The sequence below is a fragment of the Micromonospora carbonacea genome (assembly GCF_014205165.1).
Taxonomy (GTDB): Bacteria; Actinomycetota; Actinomycetes; order Mycobacteriales; family Micromonosporaceae; genus Micromonospora; species Micromonospora carbonacea.
Genome location: NZ_JACHMZ010000001.1, coordinates 7,367,842 through 7,392,692, shown reverse-complemented (window position 1 = coordinate 7,392,692; position 24,851 = coordinate 7,367,842). Strand labels below are relative to the sequence as shown.

General features: G+C 71.6%; 23 protein-coding genes and 1 pseudogene. 18 read left to right on the top strand and 6 right to left on the bottom strand.

The genetic code is table 11. The annotated features are described in order from the left end of the window. Positions 1-20: 20 nt before the first annotated feature. From HDA31_RS31190 to HDA31_RS31180, 3 genes are all read left to right on the top strand, one after another. Positions 21-425: a hypothetical protein gene (locus HDA31_RS31190; protein WP_178066799.1), complete on the top strand. Its 405-nt coding sequence runs from the start codon at positions 21-23 to the stop codon at positions 423-425. Positions 426-753: 328 nt separating this feature from the next. Beyond that, entirely contained in the window at positions 754-1,995 is a 1,242-nt protein-coding gene (locus tag HDA31_RS31185) for a S8 family peptidase (protein ID WP_178066800.1), read from the top strand. A gap of 85 nt (positions 1,996-2,080) precedes the next feature. Beyond that, on the top strand, positions 2,081-3,289 hold the full coding sequence (locus HDA31_RS31180) for a cellulose binding domain-containing protein (RefSeq protein WP_178066801.1): 1,209 nt from the start codon (positions 2,081-2,083) through the stop codon (positions 3,287-3,289). A 57-nt stretch (positions 3,290-3,346) separates the two neighbouring features. Here the strand turns inward: HDA31_RS31180 and HDA31_RS31175 are convergent, their stop codons facing one another. Beyond that, the gene (locus HDA31_RS31175; protein ID WP_178066802.1) at positions 3,347-5,203 is read right to left on the bottom strand and encodes a putative bifunctional diguanylate cyclase/phosphodiesterase; all 1,857 of its coding nucleotides are present in this window, start codon (positions 5,201-5,203) and stop codon (positions 3,347-3,349) included. Beyond that, positions 5,200-6,006 (bottom strand): SAM-dependent methyltransferase, encoded by an 807-nt coding sequence (locus tag HDA31_RS31170; protein WP_178066803.1) that lies wholly within the window; start codon positions 6,004-6,006, stop codon positions 5,200-5,202. Before HDA31_RS31170 ends, HDA31_RS31175 begins: the two co-directional genes overlap by 4 nt. Positions 6,007-6,242: 236 nt before the next feature. Here HDA31_RS31170 and HDA31_RS31165 point away from each other — a divergent pair, with 236 nt between their 5' ends. Next, complete coding sequence (locus HDA31_RS31165; RefSeq protein ID WP_178066804.1) at positions 6,243-6,953, top strand: HEAT repeat domain-containing protein; 711 nt, start codon at positions 6,243-6,245, stop codon at positions 6,951-6,953. 304 nt (positions 6,954-7,257) lie between these two features. Continuing rightward, the gene (locus tag HDA31_RS31160) at positions 7,258-8,007 is read left to right on the top strand and encodes an MOSC domain-containing protein (RefSeq protein ID WP_178066805.1); all 750 of its coding nucleotides are present in this window, start codon (positions 7,258-7,260) and stop codon (positions 8,005-8,007) included. A gap of 113 nt (positions 8,008-8,120) precedes the next feature. On the opposite strand, the pseudogene HDA31_RS31155 reads toward HDA31_RS31160, so the two are convergent. After that, a pseudogene (locus HDA31_RS31155) lies at positions 8,121-8,549 on the bottom strand (cupin domain-containing protein); the annotation flags it as partial. 351 nt (positions 8,550-8,900) lie between these two features. On the opposite strand from HDA31_RS31155, the gene HDA31_RS31150 reads away from it, so the two are divergent. Then, entirely contained in the window at positions 8,901-9,929 is a 1,029-nt protein-coding gene (locus tag HDA31_RS31150) for a hypothetical protein (RefSeq protein ID WP_178066806.1), read from the top strand. Positions 9,930-10,071: 142 nt separating this feature from the next. On the opposite strand, the gene HDA31_RS31145 is transcribed toward HDA31_RS31150, so the two are convergent. Beyond that, a complete protein-coding gene (locus tag HDA31_RS31145) occupies positions 10,072-10,494 on the bottom strand; it encodes a peptidase inhibitor family I36 protein (protein WP_178066807.1) in 423 nt (140 codons plus the stop codon). Positions 10,495-10,894: 400 nt separating this feature from the next. On the opposite strand from HDA31_RS31145, the gene HDA31_RS31140 reads away from it, so the two are divergent. From HDA31_RS31140 to HDA31_RS31115, 6 genes are all read left to right on the top strand, one after another. Further along, on the top strand, positions 10,895-11,527 hold the full coding sequence (locus HDA31_RS31140) for a hypothetical protein (protein ID WP_178066808.1): 633 nt from the start codon (positions 10,895-10,897) through the stop codon (positions 11,525-11,527). Between the two features lie 151 nt (positions 11,528-11,678). Continuing rightward, positions 11,679-12,632, top strand: a complete 954-nt coding sequence (locus tag HDA31_RS31135; RefSeq protein WP_178066809.1) for an AraC-like ligand-binding domain-containing protein — start codon at positions 11,679-11,681, stop codon at positions 12,630-12,632. Positions 12,633-12,646: 14 nt separating this feature from the next. Beyond that, entirely contained in the window at positions 12,647-13,108 is a 462-nt protein-coding gene (locus HDA31_RS31130; RefSeq protein ID WP_178066810.1) for a cupin domain-containing protein, read from the top strand. 75 nt (positions 13,109-13,183) lie between these two features. Further along, positions 13,184-14,395 (top strand): sensor histidine kinase, encoded by a 1,212-nt coding sequence (locus HDA31_RS31125; RefSeq protein WP_178066811.1) that lies wholly within the window; start codon positions 13,184-13,186, stop codon positions 14,393-14,395. After that, positions 14,392-15,057 (top strand): response regulator transcription factor, encoded by a 666-nt coding sequence (locus HDA31_RS31120; RefSeq protein ID WP_178066812.1) that lies wholly within the window; start codon positions 14,392-14,394, stop codon positions 15,055-15,057. Before HDA31_RS31125 ends, HDA31_RS31120 begins: the two co-directional genes overlap by 4 nt. Before the next feature lie 94 nt (positions 15,058-15,151). Further along, positions 15,152-16,051, top strand: coding sequence for a CPBP family intramembrane glutamic endopeptidase (locus HDA31_RS31115; RefSeq protein WP_178066813.1), 900 nt, complete (start codon positions 15,152-15,154; stop codon positions 16,049-16,051). A gap of 115 nt (positions 16,052-16,166) precedes the next feature. Here HDA31_RS31115 and HDA31_RS31110 read toward each other — a convergent pair whose 3' ends face one another. Further along, positions 16,167-16,742, bottom strand: coding sequence for a TetR/AcrR family transcriptional regulator (locus HDA31_RS31110; protein ID WP_178067928.1), 576 nt, complete (start codon positions 16,740-16,742; stop codon positions 16,167-16,169). A gap of 101 nt (positions 16,743-16,843) precedes the next feature. Between HDA31_RS31110 and HDA31_RS31105 the strand changes: the two genes are divergently transcribed. The 3 genes from HDA31_RS31105 (at position 16,844) to HDA31_RS31095 (ending at position 19,627) form a co-directional block, all read left to right on the top strand. Further along, complete coding sequence (locus tag HDA31_RS31105; RefSeq protein WP_178066814.1) at positions 16,844-17,722, top strand: aldo/keto reductase; 879 nt, start codon at positions 16,844-16,846, stop codon at positions 17,720-17,722. 53 nt (positions 17,723-17,775) lie between these two features. Next, positions 17,776-17,973 (top strand): hypothetical protein, encoded by a 198-nt coding sequence (locus HDA31_RS31100; protein ID WP_178066815.1) that lies wholly within the window; start codon positions 17,776-17,778, stop codon positions 17,971-17,973. Positions 17,974-18,121: 148 nt separating this feature from the next. Next, complete coding sequence (locus HDA31_RS31095) at positions 18,122-19,627, top strand: carboxylesterase/lipase family protein (RefSeq protein WP_178066816.1); 1,506 nt, start codon at positions 18,122-18,124, stop codon at positions 19,625-19,627. A gap of 119 nt (positions 19,628-19,746) precedes the next feature. Here HDA31_RS31095 and HDA31_RS31090 read toward each other — a convergent pair whose 3' ends face one another. Continuing rightward, positions 19,747-20,121, bottom strand: coding sequence for a hypothetical protein (locus HDA31_RS31090; protein ID WP_178066817.1), 375 nt, complete (start codon positions 20,119-20,121; stop codon positions 19,747-19,749). Positions 20,122-20,472: 351 nt separating this feature from the next. Here HDA31_RS31090 and HDA31_RS31085 point away from each other — a divergent pair, with 351 nt between their 5' ends. The 3 genes from HDA31_RS31085 to HDA31_RS31075 all read left to right on the top strand — a co-directional run bounded on the left by HDA31_RS31085 (position 20,473) and on the right by HDA31_RS31075 (position 24,564). Further along, positions 20,473-20,910 (top strand): hypothetical protein, encoded by a 438-nt coding sequence (locus HDA31_RS31085; protein ID WP_178066818.1) that lies wholly within the window; start codon positions 20,473-20,475, stop codon positions 20,908-20,910. A gap of 379 nt (positions 20,911-21,289) precedes the next feature. Beyond that, positions 21,290-22,555: a ferritin-like domain-containing protein gene (locus HDA31_RS31080; protein ID WP_178066819.1), complete on the top strand. Its 1,266-nt coding sequence runs from the start codon at positions 21,290-21,292 to the stop codon at positions 22,553-22,555. Further along, positions 22,552-24,564 carry a hypothetical protein gene (locus HDA31_RS31075; RefSeq protein WP_178066820.1) on the top strand — a complete coding sequence of 671 codons (2,013 nt, stop codon included), beginning with the start codon at positions 22,552-22,554 and terminating at the stop codon, positions 24,562-24,564. The genes HDA31_RS31080 and HDA31_RS31075 overlap by 4 nt, the downstream gene beginning before the upstream one ends. Positions 24,565-24,851: the final 287 nt, after the last annotated feature.

Genomic DNA, 24,851 nt, shown 5'->3' with positions numbered 1-24,851 from the left:
GGATCTGCCAGCATGTGCGCATGACGCAACTGATCGTTCCGCTGGATGACGGTTCCTCCCTGGTGCTGGACGGAGTCGCCAAAGAGGAACTGTCCGGGGCGGCCCACACGCTCGACGTCGCCGATTTCCTCCGGGACGCCGTCCTGGCTGGCGTGACCGGCAACTTCACCTACGACGTGCTGAAGGCCGTGGCGCTCCAGCTGCGCGCACGCGGATTCCTGGCGCAGCGTCCCCCGGCGAGCGCTGTCAGCATCGCCTCGGCGATAACGGTCCACCTCACCTCGGTCGGATACCGGACGATCGAGATCCGACAGGTCGCGCAGCTGGTGGACAGGTCGTGGTCTGCGGAGGGAATCGCCGACCAGCGCCCGTTCGAGGTCCGCACCGACCCCGAGGGGCAGGTCATGCAGATGCGGGTGCGGTAGCGGATCCTCACCCGTTGCCGCAGTGCGGGCACTTGCGCACCCGGTCCGACTTGGGCTGCCCGCAGTAGGCGCACTCCACCGTCTCCGCGATCATGGTGTTCCTCCCGACGCCGCCTGAACCGAGGTCACCGCTCCTGAACCGTACGCTACACGCCCGCGTCACGGCGGGCGTCGATCGATGGGGCGAGGTTCCGGAGACGGTCCTGATACATCGGACAGGAACTCTCCCCACCCCGAGCACAACAAGACGCACGTCGATTGTTCGAGTGCCTTCCTGCATGGAAACCTGCCCGATGTCCGCTGGGAGAACCCATGGGAGGGCTGGGAGATGAAACTCCACTGGCACACGATCTTCGGGCGCGCGCATCGGGCCGGCGCGGCCACGCTCGGCGCCGCGGTCATGCTCCTGGCCATGGCGGCCGGCCCCGCCGCGGCGGCATCCGTCGCCGACCCGGCGGCGGTGACGACCGGCGTGCTCCTCGACGCCGGCCACGCGGAGCGTGTGCCCGGCAGCTACGTGGTCGTCCTCAAGGAGGGCGCGGGTTCGGCCGCCGATCGGCGCACGGGCGTGACCCGCCTCGCCGAGCGGTACGGCCTCCGGCCGGACCAGATCTGGCGCGACGCGCTCAACGGCTTCTCCGTGCGGACCACCGAGCCGGTGGCCCGCCGGCTGGCCGCCGATCCGGCGGTGGCGGTCGTGGAGCAGGACCGGTTGACCAGCCTGGCCACCACCCAGCCGAACGCCCCGTGGAACCTCGACCGGATCGACGCCCCGCTGGGGCTCACCGGCACCTACAACTTCACCAGCGTCGGGACGGGTGTCCGCGCGTACATCGTGGACAGCGGGATCCAGATCGGCCACGCCGACTTCGGCGGCCAGGCGGTGTACGGCTACGACGCCGTCGACGGCACGCTCCCGGCGAACGACTGCACCGGACACGGCACGCACGCCGCCGGCACCGTCGGCGGGACGACGTTCGGGGTGGCCAAGAACGTCGTGCTGGTCGCGGTCAAGGTGTTCGACTGCGCACTGCCGAGCACCCTCTCGATGTTGATCAACGGAATCAACTGGATGGTCGCCAACCACCCCGCCGGGCAGCCGGCCGTGGCGAACATCGGCGTGCTGACCAGCCCCACCGCCGCGCTCGACGCCGCCGTGGCGAACGCGGTCGCCGACGGCATCACGGTGACGGTCCCGGCCGGAAACTCGAACGCCAGCGCCTGCAACGTCTCGCCCGCGTCGGTGCCGACCGCGCTGACGGTGGGCGCGACGCTGACCAACGACAACCGGGCGAGCTGGTCGAACTTCGGCCCCTGCCTGGACATCTTCGCCCCCGGCGAGCGCATCACCTCGGCCTGGTGGAGTTCGACCACCGCGACCCAGACGCTCAGCGGCACCTCACACGCCGCGCCGCTCGTCGCCGGCGTCGCCGCCCGGGTGCTCGGCAACAACCCGACCTGGACGCCGGCGCAGGTGTCCAGCTACCTGTTCAGCGTCGCCAATCCGGCGGTGCTCAACCCGGGTGCCGGCTCGCCCAACCGCCTCCTGTACCTGTCCCCGGCGCTCTGACCTCTCCGGCCGCCGGCCGGGCGCGGTGGCGGCCCGACCCCGGATCAAGTTGACAGGCATCGATGGATTGCCGCATCTTTGACGCATGGTAGGCGTCCACTCGCACTCGCGGCGTCGCCGCGTACGGTCCGGCCTGCTGGCCGCCGTCGTCTCGTCGGTCACGATGCTCGGCGTCGGGCTGGTCACCGCACCGGCCGCCGATGCCGGCACCGCAGCGCGCACCGCGACGGCACCCGTCGCCCGCCCCGCCCCCGCGCCCGGCGCGGCCTCGGCGTCGATCACGGGGGCCGCCGCGACCACGTCCCCGGCGCCGACCGGGCCCACCGCGCCGAACCCCTCGCCGTTTCCGCCGAGTACGCCCACGAACGTCACCGCCACCGACGTCCGGACAGGGTCGGTCACCCTCACCTGGACGGCGTCGACGCCCGGCTGCTGCCCCGTCACCGGCTACGACATCACCTACTACATGGCCTTCGACGACGTCGTCTTCTCCGCCAGCGTCGGCAACGTCACCACCACCACGATCAGCAACTACATCGGGCCCGGCCGGCAGTACCAGTTCCGGGTCTCCGCCAAGGACGGCTTCGGGCACCGCTCCAACTCGTCGGAGCCCGTGACCGTGGTCACCCCGGTGACCGACACCGGCCCGGACACCACCCCGCCGAGCGCGCCGCAGAACCTGACCATGGGCGACGTGACCGAGTCGACCGCCGCCCTGTCCTGGTCGCCGTCGACGGACGACGTCGGCGTGCGCGGCTACAACGTCTACCGCTTCGACGGCTGGTTCACCTCCGTCGTGATCGCCACCGTCACGACGACGACGCACACGATTGCGCTCCCGTCGTCGACGCCTCCGCTGCGCAACCTCTACTACGTGCGGGCCCGGGACGCGGTGGGCAACCTGTCGATCGCGTCCAACACCGTCACCCCGCCCACCGTGCCGACCCCGCCCACCCCACCCACCCCGCCACCGTCGACCTGCCGCGTGACCTACCAGAACCAGTCCGAGTGGCAGGACGGATTCGTCGCCGCGGTGACCGTCCAGAACACCGGCGCGGCCCCGATCGACGGCTGGGTGCTGACCTTCAGCTTCCGGGGCGACCAGCAGGTCACCTCCGCCTGGAACGCCACGGTCAGCCAGAGCGACACCACGGCGACGGCGCGTAACGTCGACTGGAACCGCGCGCTGGCGGCGAACGGCTCCGCGACCTTCGGCATCCAGGGAAGGTGGGGCGTCAGCAACGCGCCGCCGACCGGCTTCGCCCTCAACGGCGTCCCCTGCGTCACGGCCTGAGGCGGCAGCCCGGCCCGATCGGCGGCGGCCCGGTCGGGCCTGCGCCCGGTGGCGGCGTCAGCGCCGCCGGGCCGGGAGCCCCGGCTGCCCGGAATCGGGTGGTGACACGGCGTCGCGGTGCTGCTGGGCCACGATCCCGGCGGTGATCTCGTCGGGCGGCACCGGGCGGCCGAAGTGCCAGCCCTGCCCGTTGTCGCACCCGGTCGCGGCCAGCCGGTCGGCCTGCTGGGCGGTCTCGATGCCCTCCGCGGTCACGACGAGGCCGAGCTTGTGCCCGAGCGACACGACGGTGCTGAGGAACTCGTCGTCCGTGCCGGGGCGGCGGGCCCCCGGCCGCCTGGCCGGCTGCGCCGACGAACGGGTCAGGCTCGCGTCGAGTTTGAGGCCGTGCAGGGGGAGGGAGCGGAGATTGGCCAGGTTGGCATAGCCGATGCCGAAGTCGTCGATGACGATCCGGACCCCGATCTTCATCAGCGCCGCCAGGGTCTCCGTCACCACGCCGGTCAGATCGATCACGGCCTGCTCGGTGACTTCGAGCTGGAGCAGGTGCGGCGGCAGCCCCGTCCGGTCGAGGATCTGCGCCACCGCCCCGGCCAGGCCGTTCTGGCGGAGCTGGCGCACCGACACGTTCACGCTCACGTACAGGCCGGGTTGGATCCGCTGCCATCGGCTGGCCTGTCGGCACGCCTGCTCCAGCAGCTGGGCACCGAGCGCCACCACGACGCCGGTGCGTTCGGCGAGCTCGATGAACCGGGCGGCGCTCAGCAGGCCGAGCTGGGGATGCTGCCAACGGGCCAGGGCTTCCACCCCGGCCAGCCGCCCGGACCGCAAGGCGGAGATGGGCTGGTAGGCGGCCACGAACTCGCCCCGGCGCAGCGCCGCCGGCATGGCCGCCGACAGGCGGTAACGCGCGGCGTCGGCATTGCTGCGATCCTGGTCGAACTGGCGCAGGGTGGCCTTCCCGTCGGCCTTGGCCCAGTGCAGCGCGATCTCGCTGGCGCGCATCAGGGCCGCGGCGCCACCGTCGGCGACGGCGCCCTCGGCCACTCCCGCACTCGCCGTCAGGGGCACCTCGGTGCCGTCGACGCGGAACGGGGCGGCGAGCGCGGCGAGCGCCTGATCGGCGATCTTGACGGTGTCCTCGGCGCAGGTGGTGTCGCGGACCAGGATCGCGAACCGGTCGCTGTCCAGGCGCGCCACCAGGTCGATCCGCCGGTCGGTGAGCGCGCCGAGCCGACCGGCGATCTCGCGGAGCAGCAGGTCGCCCACCTGATGCCCGAGCACGTCGTTGACCGCCGCGAAGTCGTCGACGTCGAGGCAGCAGACACCGACCCGGTCGATCGGCTCGTCGGCGGCGGACAGCCGGCCCAACCGCTCGGTGAACAACGTCAGGTTGGGCAGCCCGGTCAACTGGTCGTGGGTGGCGAAGCGGCGGAACCTGGCCTCGCTGACCCTGAGCGCCTCCTCGGCCTGGTTGCGGGCGGCCAGCGCGGCCAGCCGGACCGTGTCCTGGGCTCTCAGGATGCGGTCGTGCGCGGCCGACGCGAAGCCCGCCGCGAGCTCGGCCAGCAGGCCGGTCAGCCGGGCGGCGCGGGTGGGGTCGGCGGCGAGGCCCAGCTCGCCCAGGAACCGCGAGCCGACGACCGCGATCGTTCGACCGAGCGCTTCCGGCGACCCGAAGCCGGCCGCCACCAGATCCTCGCCGATCCGCCGGCCGTCGCCGGGCTCGGCCGGATCGGCGAGCACCGCACTGACCAGACGGTCCGCCAGCCCGGTCACGATGCGACGCCGCCGCCCGGCGCTGATCGGCACGTAGTGGGCCCGGTGCAGGGCCGCAGTCCACGCCGTGACGAACTCCTCGATGCCGGGGCGACGCCCGTCGTCGAGGCCGTCGGCGGCGGACCGACCGCTCACCCGCGGCGTCCGACTCCGACGTAGAAACTCATCCGCTCCGGGTGCTCCCCGACATCCGTCCGCGACTCGGGACGCCACAGCGGGGACCACACCACGCCGGGTTCCACCAGTTCCAGGCCGGCGAAGAAGTCCTCCACCTGAGCGCGGGTGCGGGCGGTGACCGGCGTGTTCGTCCGGCCGCTGAGCCGGGTGCCCTCGCCCATCTCGTCCGGCCGGCTGTCGGTGGTGACGTGGCTGATCGCCACGCAGCTCCCCGGGGCCAGCGCCGTCCACAGCCGCTTGATCAGCCCGTACGGGTCGTCGTGGTCGGGGACGGCGTGCACGACCGAGACGAGCAGCAGGCCGACCGGCCGGTCGAGATCCAGCAGCCGGCGGACCTCCGGGTGGCCCAGGATGGCCTCCGGGCGGCGCAGGTCTTCGAGCAGCGCGATCGCGTTGGGCTGGCCGGCGAGGATGTGCGTGCTGTGCGTCACCGCCACCGGATCGATGTCCACATAGACCACCCGGGTGTCCGGATCGACCTCCTGGGCGATCTCGTGCACGTTGCCCACCGTCGGGATGCCGGACCCGATGTCCAGGAACTGCCGGATCCCCTCGTCGAGCATGAACCGCACCGCGCGATGCAGGAACTCGCGGTTGGCGCGCGCGACCAGGCGAAGGTCCGGCACCGCCGCGAGCGCCTGGCGGGCGAACTCCCGGTCGACCTCGAAGTTGTGCGAGCCGCCGAGCCAGTAGTCGTAGGCTCGCGCCACGCTCGGCCGGCTGAGATCAACATCTGCTGGCGCCCACTCCGGCCGTTCCATCGCCGCCCTTCCTCACCACCACGGTCACGTGGCCGCCGCCACTGTAATCGGAGTTTACCGATTCGTTTGATCGCACCGAAATCACGCCGCCGGCACACCGCCCGACCTGGGACCGCCGGGGCGGCGCCGCGCCGCACCACTGCGCGCCGCCACGGTGCCGGTACGCGGGGACCGGATCGCCCCGGGATCCGCCCGGACCGGCCCGGCGTGGCCGTCACCCGGGGTACGCTGCCGTGGTGGACCGGCGTGCTCAGTACCGGGCCGAGCTGCGCAGGTTCGATCCGGCGCGCTGGCCGGACTTCCTCCGGGAGCACTCGGGGCTGCCCGGCCCACGCGCCAACATCGCGCTCGCCGAGGCCGTCGCCGACGAGGGCGAGCCGGCCTCGTTCGATCGGTTGATCTCCACGGACGACGAGTACCTGGTGTTCTGCGGGGTGCTCGGTCTCGGCCGGCTGTTGGCCACCGCCGCGGACGCGCGGACCCGCGCGGCCGTCGAGGCGCGCCTACGCGACCACGCCACCGACGCCCGTTGGCGGGTGCGCGAGGCGGTGGCCCTGGCGTTGCAGCGTCTCGGTGACGCCGACCTGCCGCGCCTGCTCGCACTCGCGACGGCCTGGGCCGCGCGCCCGCACCCGTTGCTCCGGCGGGCGGCGGTCGCGGGCGTGTGCGAGCCGCGCCTGCTGACCGCCCCGGACGCCGCCGCCCGCGCCGTCGCGCTGTGCGAACGGGCGACCAGGGGGCTGGCCGACCTCTCGGCCGAGCAGCGGCGTGCCGACGGCGTCCGCGCGCTGCGTCAGGCGTTGGGCTACTGCTGGAGTGTCGCGGTGGCCGCCGATCCGGCGGCCGGCCTGCCGCGCTTCCAGGCGCTGGCGGCAGTCGACGACCGCGACGTGGCCTGGATCGTCCGGGAGAACACGAAGAAGAACCGACTCGCGCGACTGCTCTGACCGTCGCCGGGGCCGCCCCGGGCCGCCACCGGTGTCGTCGCGCACCGGCACCACGCATGTCACGTCCGGTCGGACGACGCCCTGTTCCGGCGGTACGGCCACGCCGCCCCCGATACCGCGGCGTCGGCACGGTCGCGGCTGTTGCCATGCGCGCGCCGGTTGTGCGACGGTGGTCGCCTGCCTGCCGGTCCGGCCGTCGTGCCGCCCGCCGGCAGGGCCGGTTGGAGAGGCGCTGCGACGGACCCGGTCCGCCACGCTCCATCTCGGTGTCGAAGCAAGGGCGCCTCCGATCCGGGAGGTGGTCATGGCGATTCCCCGTCCAGCATCGGACAGGCCGTTCGGCGAGAATGCTCGGCTGGTGGGCCGGGTGGCGGCGCTGTGGCGTTATCCGGTCAAGTCCATGGCCGCAGAGGAACTAGGTGCGGTCGACGTCTCCTGGCACGGCCTGGCCGGCGATCGTCGTTGGGCGTTCATCCGCGACGGCCAGGCGCGCAGCGGGACGCCCTGGCTGTCGATCTCGCGGCGGCCGGACATGGTCCACTATCGCCCCTGGTTCGCGAAGCCCGACCGGCCCGACGCGTCCCGCACCATGGTGTGCTCCCCATCGGGTCAGGCGTTCGACGTCGTCGATCCCGCTCTGGCCAGCGAGTTGGGCGGCGGACTACGGGTGATCAAGCTGGATCGCGGGATCTTCGACGCCATGCCGTTGTCGGTGATCACGACGCAGAGCGTCGCCGGCATCGGCGAACTGATCGGCGCGGAACTCGACGCCCGACGCTTTCGTCCCAACCTTCTGATCGAGGCGGTCGGCCCGGCCGCCTTTCCCGAGGACGCCTGGGTGGGCCACGTCCTGCGGGTGGGCCGCATGCGGATGCGCGTCGACGCGCGCGACAAGCGATGCGGCGTGGTCGACGTCGACCCCACGACCGCATTGCGCGATCCGGCCGTCCTGCGCGCCGTCGCCCACCACCGCACGGTGTGCCTCGGCGTCTACGGCTCGACCGTCGAGCCCGGCCACGTCGACGTCGGCGACCCCGTCTTCATCGACACGTGAGGCGTGGGGCGCAGCCGGCGGGCGGCCCCCGCAGCGGAAACCCCGCCCCCTGACACCGCGACCGCCCGAGGCGGGTTGTCCTCGGACCACTACGGGCGCGTCGAGGTTGTCGGCTAGCCGCGCGCTTCCGGCTTCGGGGTGGCGCGGACGTGTGCGCGTTCGCCCTGTCTGCCGACCAGGCTGAGGAACTCGACGGGCCCGGAGCTGGTGGCGCCGAACCAGTGCGGGGTACGGGTGTTGAACTCGGCGGCCTCCCCGGGTCGCAGGATGAGGTCCTCGTCGCCGAGAACCAGACGAAGGCTGCCGTTGAGGACGTACACCCAGTCGTAGCCCTCATGGGTGCGCAGGTCGGGTACGCGTTCGTCGTCGCCGGCCGGCAGGACGAACTTGTATGCCTGGATGCCTCCGGGCCTGCGGGTCAGGGGCAGGATGGTCGCTCCGTCGCCGGCGGCGACGGGGCGCAGGTTGATGCGGGGATCGTCGATCGTGGGGCCGGCCGGTCGCGCATGGTCGAGCGGCACCGGACGGTGGCGCAGCGCAGGCGCGGGTCATCGACGCCTGGGCAGTCCCGCCATGCGAGGGTCGCCCTGCCGGCCGCCCCGGCCGGGGCGACGGCCAAGGTGAGGCAGGCGACAACGACAGCGCCCACCGCGCGCACGACATCCCCCGAACATCGACTCGCGTACATCTGCACCGCACCCGCTAGGGCGCACGTGCCCACCCCGCAACGTGGCTCTGATCGGTGCCTCTTTTGCCCGTCCTGGTGCCATCTGAGGCCGGGTCCGCCGACGGTATTTCCCGGCCCGGTCGCAACTCTTCCCCGGTGTCATCGAGCCGACGCGGCATCGGAACACGCCGGCTCCGGCGTCCCCGTCGATGGGAGAGAACCTGTCATGGGCAAGGTAGGGAAGCGTTTCCGTCGCTCGACGCTGGCCGTACTCACGGGCGCGGCGCTGGCCGGCCTGCTGGCGGTCACCGCAGCCGCCGCAGCACCCGGCGAGGCACCGCAGGAGAAGGCCGCCGCGGCGGCCCGCACCGACGTCTACATCAAGGACGTCACCGCCGACACCGGCGTCCAGCCACACTCGTACAGCCCGCTGTGGGCCAGCCCCGACATCAAGGTCTGCCCCACTGCGGTGGAATGCGCCGTCAGCCAGAACCCGATCGTCGGGGTCACCAACTACCTCTTCGTGAAGCTGCGCAACAACGGGCCGTACGGCTCGGGCATCGACAACGGGGTGCTGCGGATCTACCGGACGACCCCGGGCGGCGGCGCCACCTGGCCGACGCACTGGACCCAGATCGGCGCGGCCAGCGTGACCGTCTATCCGGGCGTCACCACGGTGACGATCCCGTGGACGGGGGTGCCCGGACCGGGCCACTTCTGCCTGCTGGCGCGCTGGGTGTCGCCGACCGACCCGATGACGTTCGAGGGTCCGAGCAACAGCGTCAACACCCTGCACAACAACAACATCGCCTGGCGCAACGTCACCTCGGTCCGGCTGACGCCGGGCGGGCCGCGGGTCGTCCGGCCGTTCGCCATCGGCAACGTGACCGCCCTGGAGACCAAGAACGACGTGGTCTTCACCCAGCCGGCGGAGCCGGTCCGGGGTGCCCGGGTCTTCGTCGACCTCGGCCAGACCCTGTTCGAGCGCTGGCAGGCCACCGGCAAGGTCGGCACGGGAGTACGCCAGGTCGGCCAGACCGAGTTGGAGATCGTGGATCCGGCGAAGGCCAGCATCAACGGGCTGGTCCTGAAGCCCGGTGAGCGCCTCGAGTTCTCACTGGCCTTCTCGGCCGACGCCGCCCTCGCCAAGGGGGCCACGCTCAACGTGACCCAGTTCGGGCCGGACGCCGACGGCACCGCGCGGGCCGACCTCGGCGGGGTGCAGTACCTGCTGGAGAACGGGCAGGAGGGGTAGCGCGGGTCGTCGCCGCCCCGGGTGGGGTGCGGGCCTGATGGTCTGCGCCCCACCTTCGTCGGTCCGGCCCGGGCCGGACACCGGACATCTCCGGGCCGGAGGAACCGGGTGACACGCGGTCACGTGTCACCCGGCATCTGCCTTACCGGGGCACCCAGGCGCTTTCGGGCGCGAACCCCCCGAAGTCCGACAGGGAGCTGTTGCCCGGGACTTCGAAGGCCCCACCGACACAGTCGTCGTTCATGAACATCGCAGCGCTCCGGCTGTTGGTGTTGATCGCGGAACGCGCGCGGTCTCCCCAACCGGCGTCCACCAGACTCACGCAGGTGCCGGGCGACACCAGAGAGCTCAGGGTGAGACGCGCGCCGGTGAAGTTGGTGCCCTCGAACAGGCACAGCGTGTTGACGAACGGGCAGTCGGCAGCGGCCGCCGTGCTAAGCGCGGCGGGGCCCGGGCTCGCCGCGGCCGGAGCCGGGGCCGTGCCCAGAACCGCTGCCAGGAGGCCGACCGCCACCAGGGCGCGTGGCACCCGCCGAACGGTCGGTGGAACGGGCTGATTCAGCATCCCAGTACCTTCCTCTGCTCGCGATCGGTCTCGATGCCGCGCCTTCGGCTGCGGTGGCGCGGACGGATGACGAACCCGGGTCGGGCGGGTTCAAGCTGAGCGAAGACGCGCGGATGGTCCACTGACGACTGCCGGGGTAGGAGTACGCGTCGGGCCACGCGTTCGTGGTGTCGGAAAGTGAGGACTTGCACCAATTGCTCCACTGTCATCGAGGGTAGTCGATGCTTCGGTGGGTCGCAACTTCTGTGGCCGTTCTCCGGCCGCGCCCAGCGTCCGCCGGAAAGTCCGTCGCCACGTCGCGCAGGCCGGGGCGACAATGCCCGCACGGGAAGGCGGGTCGACGGTTGGTCGAGAGGATGCGGCTGGAGTGACTCAACGGCTGGGCGGCCGCAGATGGCCGGTGACGATCAGCACGGTGCAGCTCGGACACCACCGGTACCGGGTGCTGCGGCCCGCCGGGCCGCCGAGGTTCGCCGGCCTCTACGAGGGCCGCCTCGGCGCGCAGTTCTGCCTCGACAAGGAGACCGCGGCGACGTTCGCCCTGGCATGGGGCCTGGCCGCCCGGTCACCACGAACGATCATCTACCTCCCACTGCGTCGCGCGGAGCTGCCGACCGACCACGCCTGGGGACGCCCGCTCGACATGGTGCTGCTGCACCACCGGCTCGCGTTCCCGCCGTCACGCTGGAAGCAGGTCCGCTCCCGGCTCGGGGCCGGCAGGCCGCACACCGTCGTGCTACCCGGCCGAGCCTGGCCGGCACGGCCTGCCGGCGACCACCTGAAGACCTGGCACCGGGAGTTCCGTGACCACCTGCGGTGGGACGTCGCCGCCGACACGCTGGTGCTCACCGGCAGCCGCGAGGCGTTCGAGCGGCAGGCCGACGAGGTCCGCGCCCTGGCCGAGGAGTGCCCGGCACACCGCGCCCACGACCCTGAGACGCACTGCTGCGCCGAGATCAGCATGGGCAGGATCCGACGCCACCCCGACGACCGCCGCCCCTACGCCGAACTGCACGCCGAGTACACCCGGTAGGGCCGGGGCGACCGTGACGGCCCGAAGCGCATCCGGGCACCGGAGCAGACGGCATCCGGCATCATCGCCGGGAGGACGGACCCCGGGCAGTGCCGCTGCAACCCCGGCCGCACACATGTCCGAGCGGCAGGGCCGCCGTTACCGTTGACCGGTGATCGGCAACCTTGAGACGCTCCAGGACGAGTTGGCCGCCTGCGGGTTTCCGCCGCTGGTCAACAGGCTGGCCGGGGCCGGCTTCCGGGGCCGGATCGCCACCCGTGACCTCGGGCCGCTGCGGTTGGTCTCCCTCGACACGCCCGCGAGCGCCTGCGTCGGGCGGAAGCGCGACGCCTCCGACGGCGACCACCTCGCGGTCAAGGTGATGACCCGGGGCCGGACGCGGATCGAGCAGGGGCGCGGCGACGCCGAACTCGGGCCGACCGACCTGGTGCTGCTCGACCCCACGCGTCCTCTCCGGTTCGAGAGCACCGCGGCGACGCACGTCACCGTCCTGGTTCCGCGCCGGGAGCTCCGGATGCGGCCCGCGCAGATCGACCGGCTCATCGGCGTACGCATCGACGGCAGCCACGGTCCGGGCGCGCTCGTCTCCGTGCTGGCCCGGGAGTCGGCGCGGTCGGCGGCCGAGTTCCGCGAGGCGGAGGCGCTGCGGTCGGCGGCGGCCGTCATCGAGTTGATCGCGGTCGCGCTGGAGGCCAGGCTGGGCGACGAACAACCGGCCCCCGACGAGCGGCTGCGGAACCGGATCGCCGGCTACATCGAGGCCCGCCTGGCCGATCCCGGTCTGTCCCCACCCGGCATCGCCGCCGCCCACCACATCTCCGTACGCCGGCTGCACAAGCTGTTCGAGGACCAGCCGCTCACCGTCGCGGCCCTGATCCGCCGTCGCCGCCTGGAACGCTGCCGGGCAGAGCTGACCGGAGGCGGACGTACGGTCACCGCCGTGGCCGCCCGGTGGGGATTCTCCGATCCCGCCCATTTCAGCAAGCTCTTCAAGGCGACGTACGGCTACAACGCCCGTGCGCTGACAGCCAACAACCGTGCACGGACGACCAGGACGCGCGCAGCCGGCCCGGAACAGGATGGTGGTCACCAAGGCCGGCAATAGATTGGGAGAACGTCGTGGCGAAGGTGAACATCGTCCGCCCCGGTGAGGGCGAGATCCTCGGCAGCGGGGCGCAGCAGATCCGCATCCTGGAGAACGGCGAGCACACCGACCACCGGCTGGGGTTCGCCGAGGTCACCATTCCACCGGGCACCCCGAGCCCGTTGCAGCACCGCCACGCCCAGCACGACGAGGGCTTCTACGTGCTGGCGGGAACGTTCCGGTTCACCGTCGGCGAGGACCAGTACGACGCCGGGCCGGGCACCTGGGTCATCGTGCCGACCGGCGCGCCGCACACGTTCGCCAACGTCGGCGACGAGAACGCGGTCATGCTGAACACGTTCACGCCGGACCTGTACGTGCAGTACTTCCGCGACTTCAAGGCCATGATCGATTCCGGGCAGCCCGTCAACGCCGAAACCATGACACCGCTGTGGAAGAACTACGCCACCGAGATCTCGGACGAATACGCCTCGTGAAGCGCATTCAGGCTGAAGCCCGGCGGCCGACCCGGCACCGGGGTGACGGCCTCTGGCCTGGGAGACAATCGCGTCATGCAGATCCGGCCATCCGGCGACGACTACGCGTGGCGGCTGCTCGTGCTGCTGTCCGCGACCGTCCTTCCGCCCGGGACGTTGGCCCTGCTCGTGGCCATGGCGCTCAGCGGGGCGGACACGGTGCAGCTCGTGGCGGTGGGAGTGGCGGCGACGGTGCTGCACATCACGGCGTGGCGGGCGGCTCCGCAGCCTGTCAGGGCGTTCGTGGCGGCGGCTCTTGCCATGGTGGTCCTGGCGCTCGTGCCGATGCCGGGCTGGTCCAGCGGGGTGCTGACCCCGTCGTCCCTGTGCTTCCTGCTCGTCTTGTGGCGGCTGGTAGCGGTGGGGCCGGACCGGTGGGTGGTCCCGGCGCTGGCGACCGCGGTGGCGGGCGTGGCGCTCACCGGGACGGCCTCGACGCTCCGCGAGCCGGCCGACGCGCGGCTGCCGGTGTGGATGCCGGTGCTGGAGGCGACCCTGCTCCTGGCCGTGGTCGTCGGAGTGTGGGTTTTCGCCCGCGTCGTCCGGGCACAACGACGACGCGCGGTGATCCAGGCGTCACAGCGACTTGCCGCCGCCCGGCGCACCGAGCGCGCGGAGATCCGTCGGGACCTGCACGACGTCATCGCGCACTCGCTCACCCTGGTCGTGGCACAGGCGGAGGCAGCGCGGGTCGGCACTGCCGAGCGCGAAACCGAGCGGGCTCTGGCTCAGGTGGCGGACACGGCTCGCGCGGCGCTGTTGGGTCTGCGCGGGATGCTGCGGGTGCTCGATGCTGCCCCCAGCGCGGCGGGTGACGTCGTCCCGTCCCTCGACGGGCTGCCGGCGCTCGTCGCGGCGGCGACGACAGCGATGCACCGGGTGACCCTGACCCAGCGCGGGGACCGGCGCGCCATGCCGGCCGATGCCGAGTCGGCGCTGGTGCGGCTGGTGCAGGAGGGCATCACCAACGCGCTGCGGCATGTCGAACCGCCGCTGAGCGTGGCGGTGGACGTGGACTGGGATGTCGAGCTGGACGAGGGCGGGGGTCGCGACGTGGTGCAGGTGCGCGTGCAGGACGACGGCGGTTCGGGACCACGCGCGGCAGGCGACCCAGGGGGGTCTCCGGGCACCGGCTCCGGGCTGGCGGGGGCGGCGAGGCGGGTCGAGGCCGCGGGCGGTGAGTTCGCAGTCGTGCGCGGGCGGGGCTGGACGCTCTGCGCGCGGCTGCCGACGGTGGGTGCGGCGTGACGCCGCCGGTGCGGGTGCTGCTCGCCGACGACCAGGCCCTGTTGCGCGTGTCGCTCGCCACGGTGCTGGGAGCCGACGAGCGGATCGAGGTGGTCGGCACAGTCGCCGACGGCCGTGCCGCCGTCACGGCGGTGCAGCAACGCTCAGTCGACGTGGTGCTGATGGACATCCGCATGCCGGTGCTGGACGGCATCGCCGCCACCGCGCAGGTCGTGCGCCTCAGCCCGCGCACCCGCGTGCTGGCCCTGACGACGTTCGACCTGGACGAGCTGGTCCTGGCCGCGCTGCGCGCCGGGGCCAGCGGATACCTGACGAAGGATGCCCGCCCTGCGGTGCTCATCGACGCGATCTGCGACGTGGCCGCCGGCAACTCAGCCCTGGCGCCCGCGGCGGCGGCTTCCCTGGTGGAGCACGTGCGGCGGACGGCAGAGCCCCGGCCCCAAGCGGTCGCGCAGCTGTCCCCCCGCGAACGGGAGGTGTTCGACCTGATCGCTGCGGGGCGGTCGAACGGCGAGATCGGCGCGCAGCTGCACCTGACGCAGAACACCGTCAAGACACACGTACGCGCGGTCCTGACCAAGCTCGACCTGCGTGACCGGGTACACGTCGTGATCTTCGCCTACGAGAACGGTCTAGCCGGTCCCCCTCACCCCGCGGGGTGAGGGCCACCCGCCAGCCGGGGTGAGGCGGCGGACGGTTCCCCACTGCGAGGCTCGACGGCGAGGGTCACCGTGACCCGGCGAGGAGACCAGCACCATGACCGCACCGCGGAGCCGCACCTCCGGGGACACCGTCCCCGGCACGACCGAGGCGACCTCGTCCACGGCCCGCGACCCGCGACGGGTCCTGGCGTGGTTCGTCGGGACGTTGACCGTCGTCACGGCGGTCGTCCTCGTGCCGCTGTTCGCCGGCGGCGCGGACGCCGACACCTTCAATGCCACCGTCCCCCTCCTGTCCTGGGCGCCGGCCTTGTCGGCGTTCGTGGCACACCTGGGCACCGGTCGCCGCACGTCCTTCCTGACCTGGTCGGCGGTCCGTCCGCTGCGCACCGGACGTGTGCTGCGCACCGGCGCGCTGATGCTCGCGGTGTTCGTGGCCATCCCGGCGGTGATCACCCTGCTGGCCCTGGCGCTGGGCGTCGTCGCCTGGCAGCCGAGCGGGGAGGCGCTGCGCCTGGTGCCGCTGGTGCTGCCGTTGGCCCTGGTGGGCATGCTGACGGTCACGGGTGAGGAGATCGGATGGCGCGGCGCGCTGCACACGAGCCTGGCCCGGTACGGGCTGGTTCGCGCGAGCGCCTCGATCGGCGGCCTGTGGGCGCTGTGGCACCTGCCGTTGCTGCTCGGATACCACCTCGACGGAGCGATGGCGGGGCGGGAGGTCGTCGCCACCACGGTCAACCTGCTGTTCGCAGCGCTCGTGCTGAGCGCGGCGCGGGCGTTGTCGGCATCGGTCTGGCCGGCAGCGTGGGCCCACGCGCTGATGAACACCACTCTGGTGTTCACCTCCTCCAATCTTGTCACTCCGGCCACCGAGCTGGCCGACGGCGCGTTCTGGACGCTCCAGTTGGTGACCTGGGTCGTCATCGGCTGCGCGGGCGCGTTGCTGCTCCGGGCGGCTGCCCGAAGCTCCACGCACCTCACGCCGACCCGCTCGTAGGGGACCACACCCCGCTACCTGGCCCCGCTGCACGACAAGCGGACGGCCGTACGGATCCTGGTCGCCGCCGGCGCGGACCCGAACATCGAGAGCGGACGCGGCGACGAGGGGCCCTTCAGGAGGCGTCGCGGGCGAGCAGGCCGTCGACGAGCAGTTGCAGCATCCGGCTGGCCTGGTCGATGTCGGCGGCGGTCAGCATGATGCCGGCCATGCTGGCGGACACGTCGGCCGGTTGGACGTCGGCACGCAGGCTGCCGTCGGTCCGGCCGGCGTCGAGGATGGTGGCGATGGCGCCGTCGAGGTGTTCGCGGGTCTGGCCGGAGCTGATCGCACCGCTGGCGATCACCGCGCGTAGGGCCTCGGCCATGCCGTGTTTGGTGGCGACGAAGTCCTGGTAGCAGCGCATCCATTCGCGCATGGCATCGGCTGGCGGGTGGTCGGCCACCAGTTGCGTGGCGACGGCGCAGAGGTGGGTGAGTTCGCTGCGGTAGACCTCCTCGACCAGGGCCTCGCGGGACGGGAAGTTGCGGTAGAGCGTCCCGACGCCGACTCCCGCCTCACGGGCGATGGTCTCGATCTTGACAGGGTCCGGACCGGTGGTGAGGGCGCGCTTGGCGGCCTCGATGATGCGCTGCCGGTTGCGCTGGGCGTCCCTGCGCGCGCCGGGGCGTCGCTCGATCTCGGAAACCATGATCACCTCTTAAGCGGAACCGCTTCCGCTTCTGCTAGGGTCGAGCTGAGACAAACGGAACCGGTTCCGCTTGCGGTCATCGTATCTGGAGGTCCACGACCATGACCACATCGCAGGGGTACGCGCACGGAAAGCTGGGCGATCACGAGGTCCTGCGGGTCGGCTTCGGCGCCATGCAGCTGGAACACGCCGACCCCGCGGATGCCGTCACGGTGCTGCGCCGCGCGGTCGAACTCGGCGTCGACCACATCGACACGGCCCAGTTCTACGGCACAGTCAACGAACTGATCAGGACCGCTCTGCATCCGTACACCGGAAGCCTGCGGATCGTCACCAAGGTCGGCGCGGTGTCCCACCCGACCGAGCGACTGGTCGCCGCCCAGAAGCCGGCGCAGCTACGGGCGTCGGTCGAGGAGAACCTGCGCACCCTCGGCACCGAACACCTCGCCGTGGTCAATCTTCGCCGGGCCGACGTGCCGCCGGGCATCACCGTCACCGGCGACCAGGTGGTCGACCTGGACAGCCAGCTCGCCGAGCTGATCGCCCTACGCGACGAGGGCAAGATCGGCGGCATCGGCCTGAGCCACGTCAGCCTCGTACAACTGCGGCAGGCTCTTCCGGCCGGCATCGTCTGCGTGCAGAACCTGTACAACGTCCTCACCCGTGGCCAGGAGGACGTGCTGACCGAATGCGCCGAGCAGGGCGTCGCCTGGGTGCCGTACTGCCCGCTCGGATCGGCCTTCGACTGGCTGCCCAACGTCACCGACAACCCGGTCGTCACCGCGCACGCCCGACGCCTCGCCATCACCCCGGCTCAGGCCGGCCTGGCGTGGCTGCTCGGGCACAGCTCGGCCACACTGCTGATCCCCGGCACCCGCAACCTCGCGCACCTGGCCGACAACATGGCGGTCGCCCGGATCGAGCTGGACCGGGAAGCCACGACGGCCTTCGACGCACTGGCCCAGGACACGACCGCCTGAGCGGAAAGGCGCGAGGAGAGCGGTTCGAGAAAGCGAGTCGGAAAGCCTGTCGGATGAGCGTGCTCGTTGATGCGGAATCCGGGTGGAACGGTCGGATGACGTACCGCTGCGGCTGGGCCACCAAACCGGGCCAGGAACGCGCGCTGTCCGTCGAGCACGGCTATCCTCTCCCAAACCGGATCGCCGACGGCCTCAACGCCAGCCCGGACGTCGGCGCTCGGGAGAACCCCGAGCGGCAGCGCCAGCATTGACAGGCCAGGCAGCAAGAAGGGCCCTACCCGCGTTCCTCGGTCCAGACCCCTCATGATCTGGCGCCGGGCAACGAAGGCCCTAAATGGTTTGCCGGTGCTCGGCGGGCGCTGGGATGCTGCGGCCGACCGGGAGCGGGGAGGCGCCAGCATGCAGTCGGAGTCCGAGCCGGAAGTGCGTACCGTGGTCGGTGTCCTGCGTGGCGGCCGGGAGGCGGGCCTCGCCGTGTTTCGCGGCATCCCGTACGCCGAGCCTCCGGTTGGCGGCCTCCGGTTCGCCGCGCCGCGGCCGGGGCGCGGCTGGGAGGGCGTGCGTCCGGCGGTCGCCTACGGTCCGCCGCCCCCGCAGCCCGGCGCGTTCGGGATGTCCCCGCAGGGCGTCGGCGACGACTGGCTGACGCTCAACGTCTGGACGCCGGACCCCGACCCGGCGGCGCGGTTGCCGGTCATGGTGTGGATCCCCGGTGGTGGTTACCTCGTCGGCTGTTCCGGCCTTGCGGAGTACGACGGCGGGCAGCTCGCCCGCAGCGGAACCGTGGTGGTGACGCTCAACTACCGCCTCGGTTTCGAGGGTTTCGGGATGGTCGACGGGGCCCCGGCCAACCGGGGGCTGCTCGACCAGGTCGCGGCCCTGGAGTGGGTGCGGGACAACATCCGTGCCTTCGGTGGTGACCCGGAGCGGGTGACGGTCTTCGGGCAGTCGGCCGGCGGCGGCTCGGTCGCCGCGCTGCTGGCCATGCCGCGCGCCGCCGGACTGTTCCGGCGCGCGGTCGCGCAGAGCATCCCGGGTACGTTCTTCTCGCCCGAGCTGGCCGCCGACGTCACCGCCGCCTGCGCCGCCGAGCTGGGGGTACGACCGACCCTGGCCGACCTGTCGACGGTGGCGCCGGACCGGCTGCCGGCCGTGGGCCAGGCGATCTCGGCCAGGATCGTCCAGTGGCGGGAGCGTTGGGGGCGGATCACCCACCGGCCGATCCCGTTCGCGCCGGTCGTCGACGGCGACGTGCTGCCGGCGACCCCCTGGCGGGCGCTTGCCGACGGCGCCGCGCGGGACGTCGCGCTGCTCGTCGGACACACCCGGGACGAGCACCGGCTGTTCAGCCTGCTCGACGGCGTACTCGGCCAGGTCACGCCGGAGCAGGCCGAGACCGCGCTGCGGATGTTGGCACCGGGCCCGGACGGCTCCAGCCGATACCGGGAGGCGTTCCCCGATGCGACCGATGAGCAACTGTACGAGCTGGTCAACGCGGACTGGCTGTTCCGGATGCCGAGCCTGCACCTGGCCGACGCGCAACTCGCCGCTGGCGGCCGGGCCTACCTCTACGAGCTGACCTGGCCGGCGCCGGGCCTGGGCGGCACCCTGGGCGCCTGTCACGGCCTGGACGTGCCGTTGGTCTTCGGCAACCTGACCAGCGGGCAACCCGCGATGCTGATCGGTGATCCGCCCACCCCGGCGGCGCAGGAACTGTCCGGGCAGATTCGCGGGGCGTGGACGGCGTTCGCCGCGAACGGCGGCCCCGGCTGGCCGTCGTACGACGCCGGTCGCAGCACGCGGATCTTCGACGAACAGCCGGTGGTCGTCGCGTACCCGGAGGAAACCTCACGGCGACTGTGGCAGGACCACACCTTCGCCGCGCTCCCGTTGCTCGTCCGGTAGCCCCGACGCCCACGACGGCGGCAACCACACCCAGGTGTTGGAAGACCGAAACTTCCGCGACGAACGGCAGCACGGGAAGCCCGAGCCGCGGCGCGATCGGCCGCGCGGACCGAGGGCGGTCAGCCCAGTAGGCGATACTGGTAAGGGCTCGTCGAGCCACAGACACTCGTGGACCGGACCGAGTCGTACGTCCAGCCAAACGGGATCGCGCAGGCCCACAGGCCGCTGACCGGGGTCCGCAGCCGGTAGCGGTACGAGAGCGATCCGCAGGTGCCGGTGGGCTCCACCTGGTCCCAGGTGTAGCCGCTCGGGACGTAGCAGGACCAGGTCCCGTCGAGGCCGAAGGCCCCCGGCGCGGAATTCCCATTCAGGGCGATCTTTTCCGACACCGGATTCGCATTGGCGGGAATTGATGCTGGGGCGATGATGAGCGAGACGGCCGCCAGGGCAAGAACGGCTAGGATTCGACGCAGCACGGCATTCCTTTCGGTCATCGAGCACCCGTCCGGTAACGCTGAGATCTTCCCAGATCAACTGTCGCACATCTATTTTTCGATATTGGTGCCGAGCGGATCTGGAGCGCAGGCACGGCTGAGCGCTCGCGTCGCTCCGCCAGGGTCCGACCTACCCGCTGCCGGCCGTCCAACCTGAACGCCCAAAGATCTGGTCGAGCGGGCCAACGGCTATCCGGAGACCTGCCGCCTGCCCGGAGGACGCTTCGCCCCGCCTGGCGACCAGAACCGACGGGACGGCCGGGCCGGAAGGGAATGGCCGGCGACGTATCATCGCGATGAGGGTGAAGCACCAAGCCGAGACTCCGGCAGCGGTGTGCGGGAGGGGGCAGGGTGTTCGGTTCGAAGAAGAAGCTCAACGATCTGATGGCGCAGCTCAGGCCCGACCTGAGTCGGGAATCGCTCGGCGTCGGGCCCGACTTCCCGGGCGTCGCCCCGAACCCGCTCCTGAGCAGTGATGCCCGGAAGCGCAACGCGGAACTGCGCACGGGGGCGCTCGCGCTCGGCGTTCTCGTCGACTGGCGGGAGGTGAACAGCAATCCTCGCGTGGTCCTGATGTTCGACGTGGAGACCGCCGAGGGCATCTCGTTCCGCGGTATCGCAGACGAAGACCTCACGATCACCGAGCTGACCCGACTCGCCCCAGGACAGACGTTGCCCGTGCGCTACCGGCCGGCCGTCATGGACCACTACGTCGCCCTCGCCCGGGACGCGGACCCTGCCCTCGTGCGGCAGCTCTCCGACGAGATCGCGAGGCGCAAGCGGGCCTGACCGAAGCCATCGGCCGGATGCGGCCGGCGTCCTGGGTCGCCATCGGCCGCCGGGGTTCTGCGCTCTTTCGTTGCACCACCACAGGTCCGTGTCCACTCGACCGACGATCGCCCGCGACCCTACGGTGCTCAGCCTGTTACCCGGAAAGCCCTCATCGAGCCACCGGCAGCCTGTGCACGGGCTTCCTCCAGCGGTCCTGGGCGGAGCGCTGTCCCACCGGATCCCGACTGCCACCGAGGGCGGTGCGGCATTGTACCGCGTGGCGCTCGACCTTCCCATGATTCGATAGATCCTGGCCAATGGGTTGGCGGCCGGACCCCCCGTTTGTAGCGTCGGGTAGTCATCGGAACACTTTCCGCTCACGAGGGGGAGGTTGTGCGTGGCCGCCATCGAGCCCGCGTTGCTGGACAAGCCCACGACCATCAAGATGCTCCACGATGCTTGCGAGCTGGAACACATGCTCTGCGTGCAGTACCTGTACGCGGCGGCGACCCTGGCCCACGGCGGTGATCCCGGGATCACCGCGGTCCGGGCTGCCCTGACCGAGCAGTGGAGCCATCAGCTCACCCGCATCGCCGTGCAGGAGATGTACCACCTCACCCTGGCCAACAACATCCTGATCGCGCTGGGTGCCCCGCCGTTGCTGTGGCGGCCCAACTTCCCGCAGCCGGCCAGCCGGTACTCGGACATAAACCTGCCGTCCACGTTGACACCGTTCGACCGGGACACCGTCAACCGGTTCCTGTGCTGGGAGAAGCCGGAGCCGGACGGCTGGTGGGACGCCTTCTGCGCCGAGTGCGGGCGGCAGGCGCACGCCCGGCTGAACCTGGCGATGCCCCCCAGCCAGGAGCGGCCGTACGGCTCGATCGCCGAACTCTACGACCAGATCAAGAAGGCGATCCTGGGTCATCCGGAGTGGATCGACCGGGCGTCCGCGACCCGGCAGGTCACCAGCGCCCTCATTCCGCTGACCCCGACGCTGGAAGCGATAACCACCGCCGAGCAGGCCGCCCGGTACATCGACCTCATCGTGCTGGAGGGCGAGGGCGTGCCGGACTGGCAGTCGAACTCGCACTTCGCGTACTTCCACCAGATCGCCGACCAGTTGGACGGGCTCAACCGCACGCAGCCGGACTTCGTCCCAGGCTGGCCGACCGTGGAGAACCCGGCCTACGACGCGACGAGCACCGGCGGCACCCTGATCACCGACCCGGCGGCGCGGTCGGTCGGCGCCGCCTTCAACGAGCTGTACCTGCTCTTCGTGGACATGCTGACCCGGCTGTTCACGCCGGACGGCGAGAGCGCCGCACAGCGGCGGGGCCTGGCGCGCGTGATCACCGCTCTGATGCCGCTGGGCATCAAGCCGCTCGCGGCGCTGCTGACCCGGCTGCCGGCCGGCGCGGACCACCCGGGCCGGTACGCCGGACCCAGCTTCGAGCTACCGCAACCCCAGCCGACCGGCCCGCCGGCCACGATCGACGCGCTGGCCGGACGACTGCTCGCGGTCGCCGGACGGTGCCGGGTGCTCGGCCTCACCGGCTCCGGGATCGGCGCTGAGGCGCAGGACGCGCTGGCCACCATCGCCGCCCGGCTGGAAACGCTGGTCCCGCTCTTCGCCCCGTCGTCCGTGGAGTTGTCCGCATGAGCTATCTGGCCCGGCCCAGAATCGGGTTCTTCGGCACCGACGCGATGGTCAACCCGTCCACCGCCAACAACGAGAACATCGTCCATCTGCTGGACTACGACCGGGTCCAGGTGTTGAATCCGCCGGTGGTGGAGGGCGCGACCCTGCCGGCGATGGACGACGCCGCGTACCGGGAATGGATGACCAGCCTGGTGGTGTACGCGGACCCGGACACGGCGGCCACGCCCAACCCCAACTGGCAGTCCGGCATGCCGGGCTACTGGAACTACTGGGGTGACCACCTCGCCACGTTCGGCAACGCGCAGGCGACAAGCGTGTGGGTGGACGACCAACCGGTGACCAGAGCCGCCCGGGATCCGCTGCTCAACGCGTATCTCGCGTTCAACGCCCGGATCGTCGACGTGAACCCGGCCGACAGCTACGGCACCCAGTTCGTGGCGGCCGGCTTCCGGATCATCGGCCCGGACCGCGACGGCGAGCCGACCGAGCTGGTGCGGGGGGTGCCGACCACCTCGTTCACCAGGTGGCTGAACTTCTTCCGTCCCGGCGGTGCCGGCTCCTTCCAGGCCGTCATCCCGAACTCCACGCTGGTCTTCGTCGACCCGGAGCGAGCGCCGGACTCGGACGGCCTGCGTGCTCTGCGCGAGGGCGCTGCCGACGGCGGTGGTCTGCTGCTGCGCTGGTGCTTCTACGGGATGCGGACCAGCTTCGACCAGATGACCATGTACGACAAGTTCCAGCGGGGCGAGCGGGCGATGAACCCGAAGATCGGTCGGGTGGTCGGCACCGTCGGCGTGTGGAACGGCACCGACATGATCTCCGCCCCGGTCGGCCGGGCCCTGCACCAGCCCGGCCCGCCCTACTTCCCGGCCGACGGGGGCGCCCCCCGGGCGGTGACCCGGATGCGGGTCAAGACCCACGAGGACGTGGAACGCGTCGAAATCCCCGGCACCACCCTGAACGCGCTGAGCGCGTCGAGCGCGGACGCGGAGCTGGTCGGCCCGGCCATGGCGTACATCGACGAGAACCGGGTGGTGCTCGACCTGGGCACCGCGTTCCCTGAGGTCGGCGGCGGCGACTTCAGCAAGATCGATTTCGACGGGGGCGTGTTCCTGGAGCTGCTCTACGAGGTCGGGGGCCAGCAGCGGCGCACGATGATCGGCGTGGTGGACTACGAGCAGGGCCCCTACGAGACGTACGGCGGAGTGGTCGAGTTCGACTTCAGTCCGCGCAGCGAGATCGGGCAGCACATCCACGACGGCGTGCTGCAACTGCGGGCCTGGGTCGACCACCGTCCCGTGCTGCTGCTGCGGGAGATCGGGACGGTCCAGGTCGCCACCGACGACCAGGCGGTGTACCTGGACATGGCGCCGGACGGCCCCGGCCAGCGGGCGAAGGGGACAGCCGCGCTGCGGCTGTTCCGCAAGGGCGAGCCGATCACCGAGCCCCTGACCCTGACCGTGCAGGTCTGGCGGGACGTGCAGACACCCGGCCGGGTGAACTCGGTGAACCCGCTGGTGCTGACCGCGACCTCACTCGGTGAGGAGAAGGTCGGCGAGTTCACCGTGCGGGTGCCGGCCGGCGGCCGGGTGGACGTGCCGATCGAGGTCGACGCCCCGGCCTGCTACAAGCTGCGGTACCTGCCGCCGGACACCCACGCCGACCCGGACAACCCGGCCTGGGCGGTGGAGTACTTCTCCACGGTCCGGGCACTGCCGTACGACGACTACAGCGGCATACCGGACGACCAGCTCACCTTCGACCTGGTGTACCGGGAGGTGTTCAGCTACTACGCGCTGCTCTACCCGATCATGGGGACGATCATTCCGTGGGGGCCGGCCAACACCCCTCACGATCCGAACCGGGTGACCCACTTCGCGGGACTGATGCTGGACGTGATCGACGAGAGCCGTCGGGGCACCGCCCTGGAGATGCCGATCACCCGGGAGCTGTCCGCGGGTAAACGTGCCCTGGTGCGACGCTGGTGCCGTAAGGAGCTGAAGATCTGACCTGAGGGCCGCCACCCCGTCGGTTCCCACACCGCCGACGTGACAGCTCCGGACGACGACCCGCCACCGGTTTCCGGCCTGGTGGCGGGTTGGCCCGATGGCCCGATGGCGACAGAGCCCAGTGGACCGCCGACGACAGCGTGACCCTTCGAATCCCTACGGCGCCTACCAGTCCGCTGACGACTCGGGCGGGCGAATCCCGTCTCATCGATCCGCTGCTTGGCGCGCCGGCCGGATCGCGCGGGCCTCGAATGGTCGATTCCGGCAGCGAACCCCCGGCACTAAAC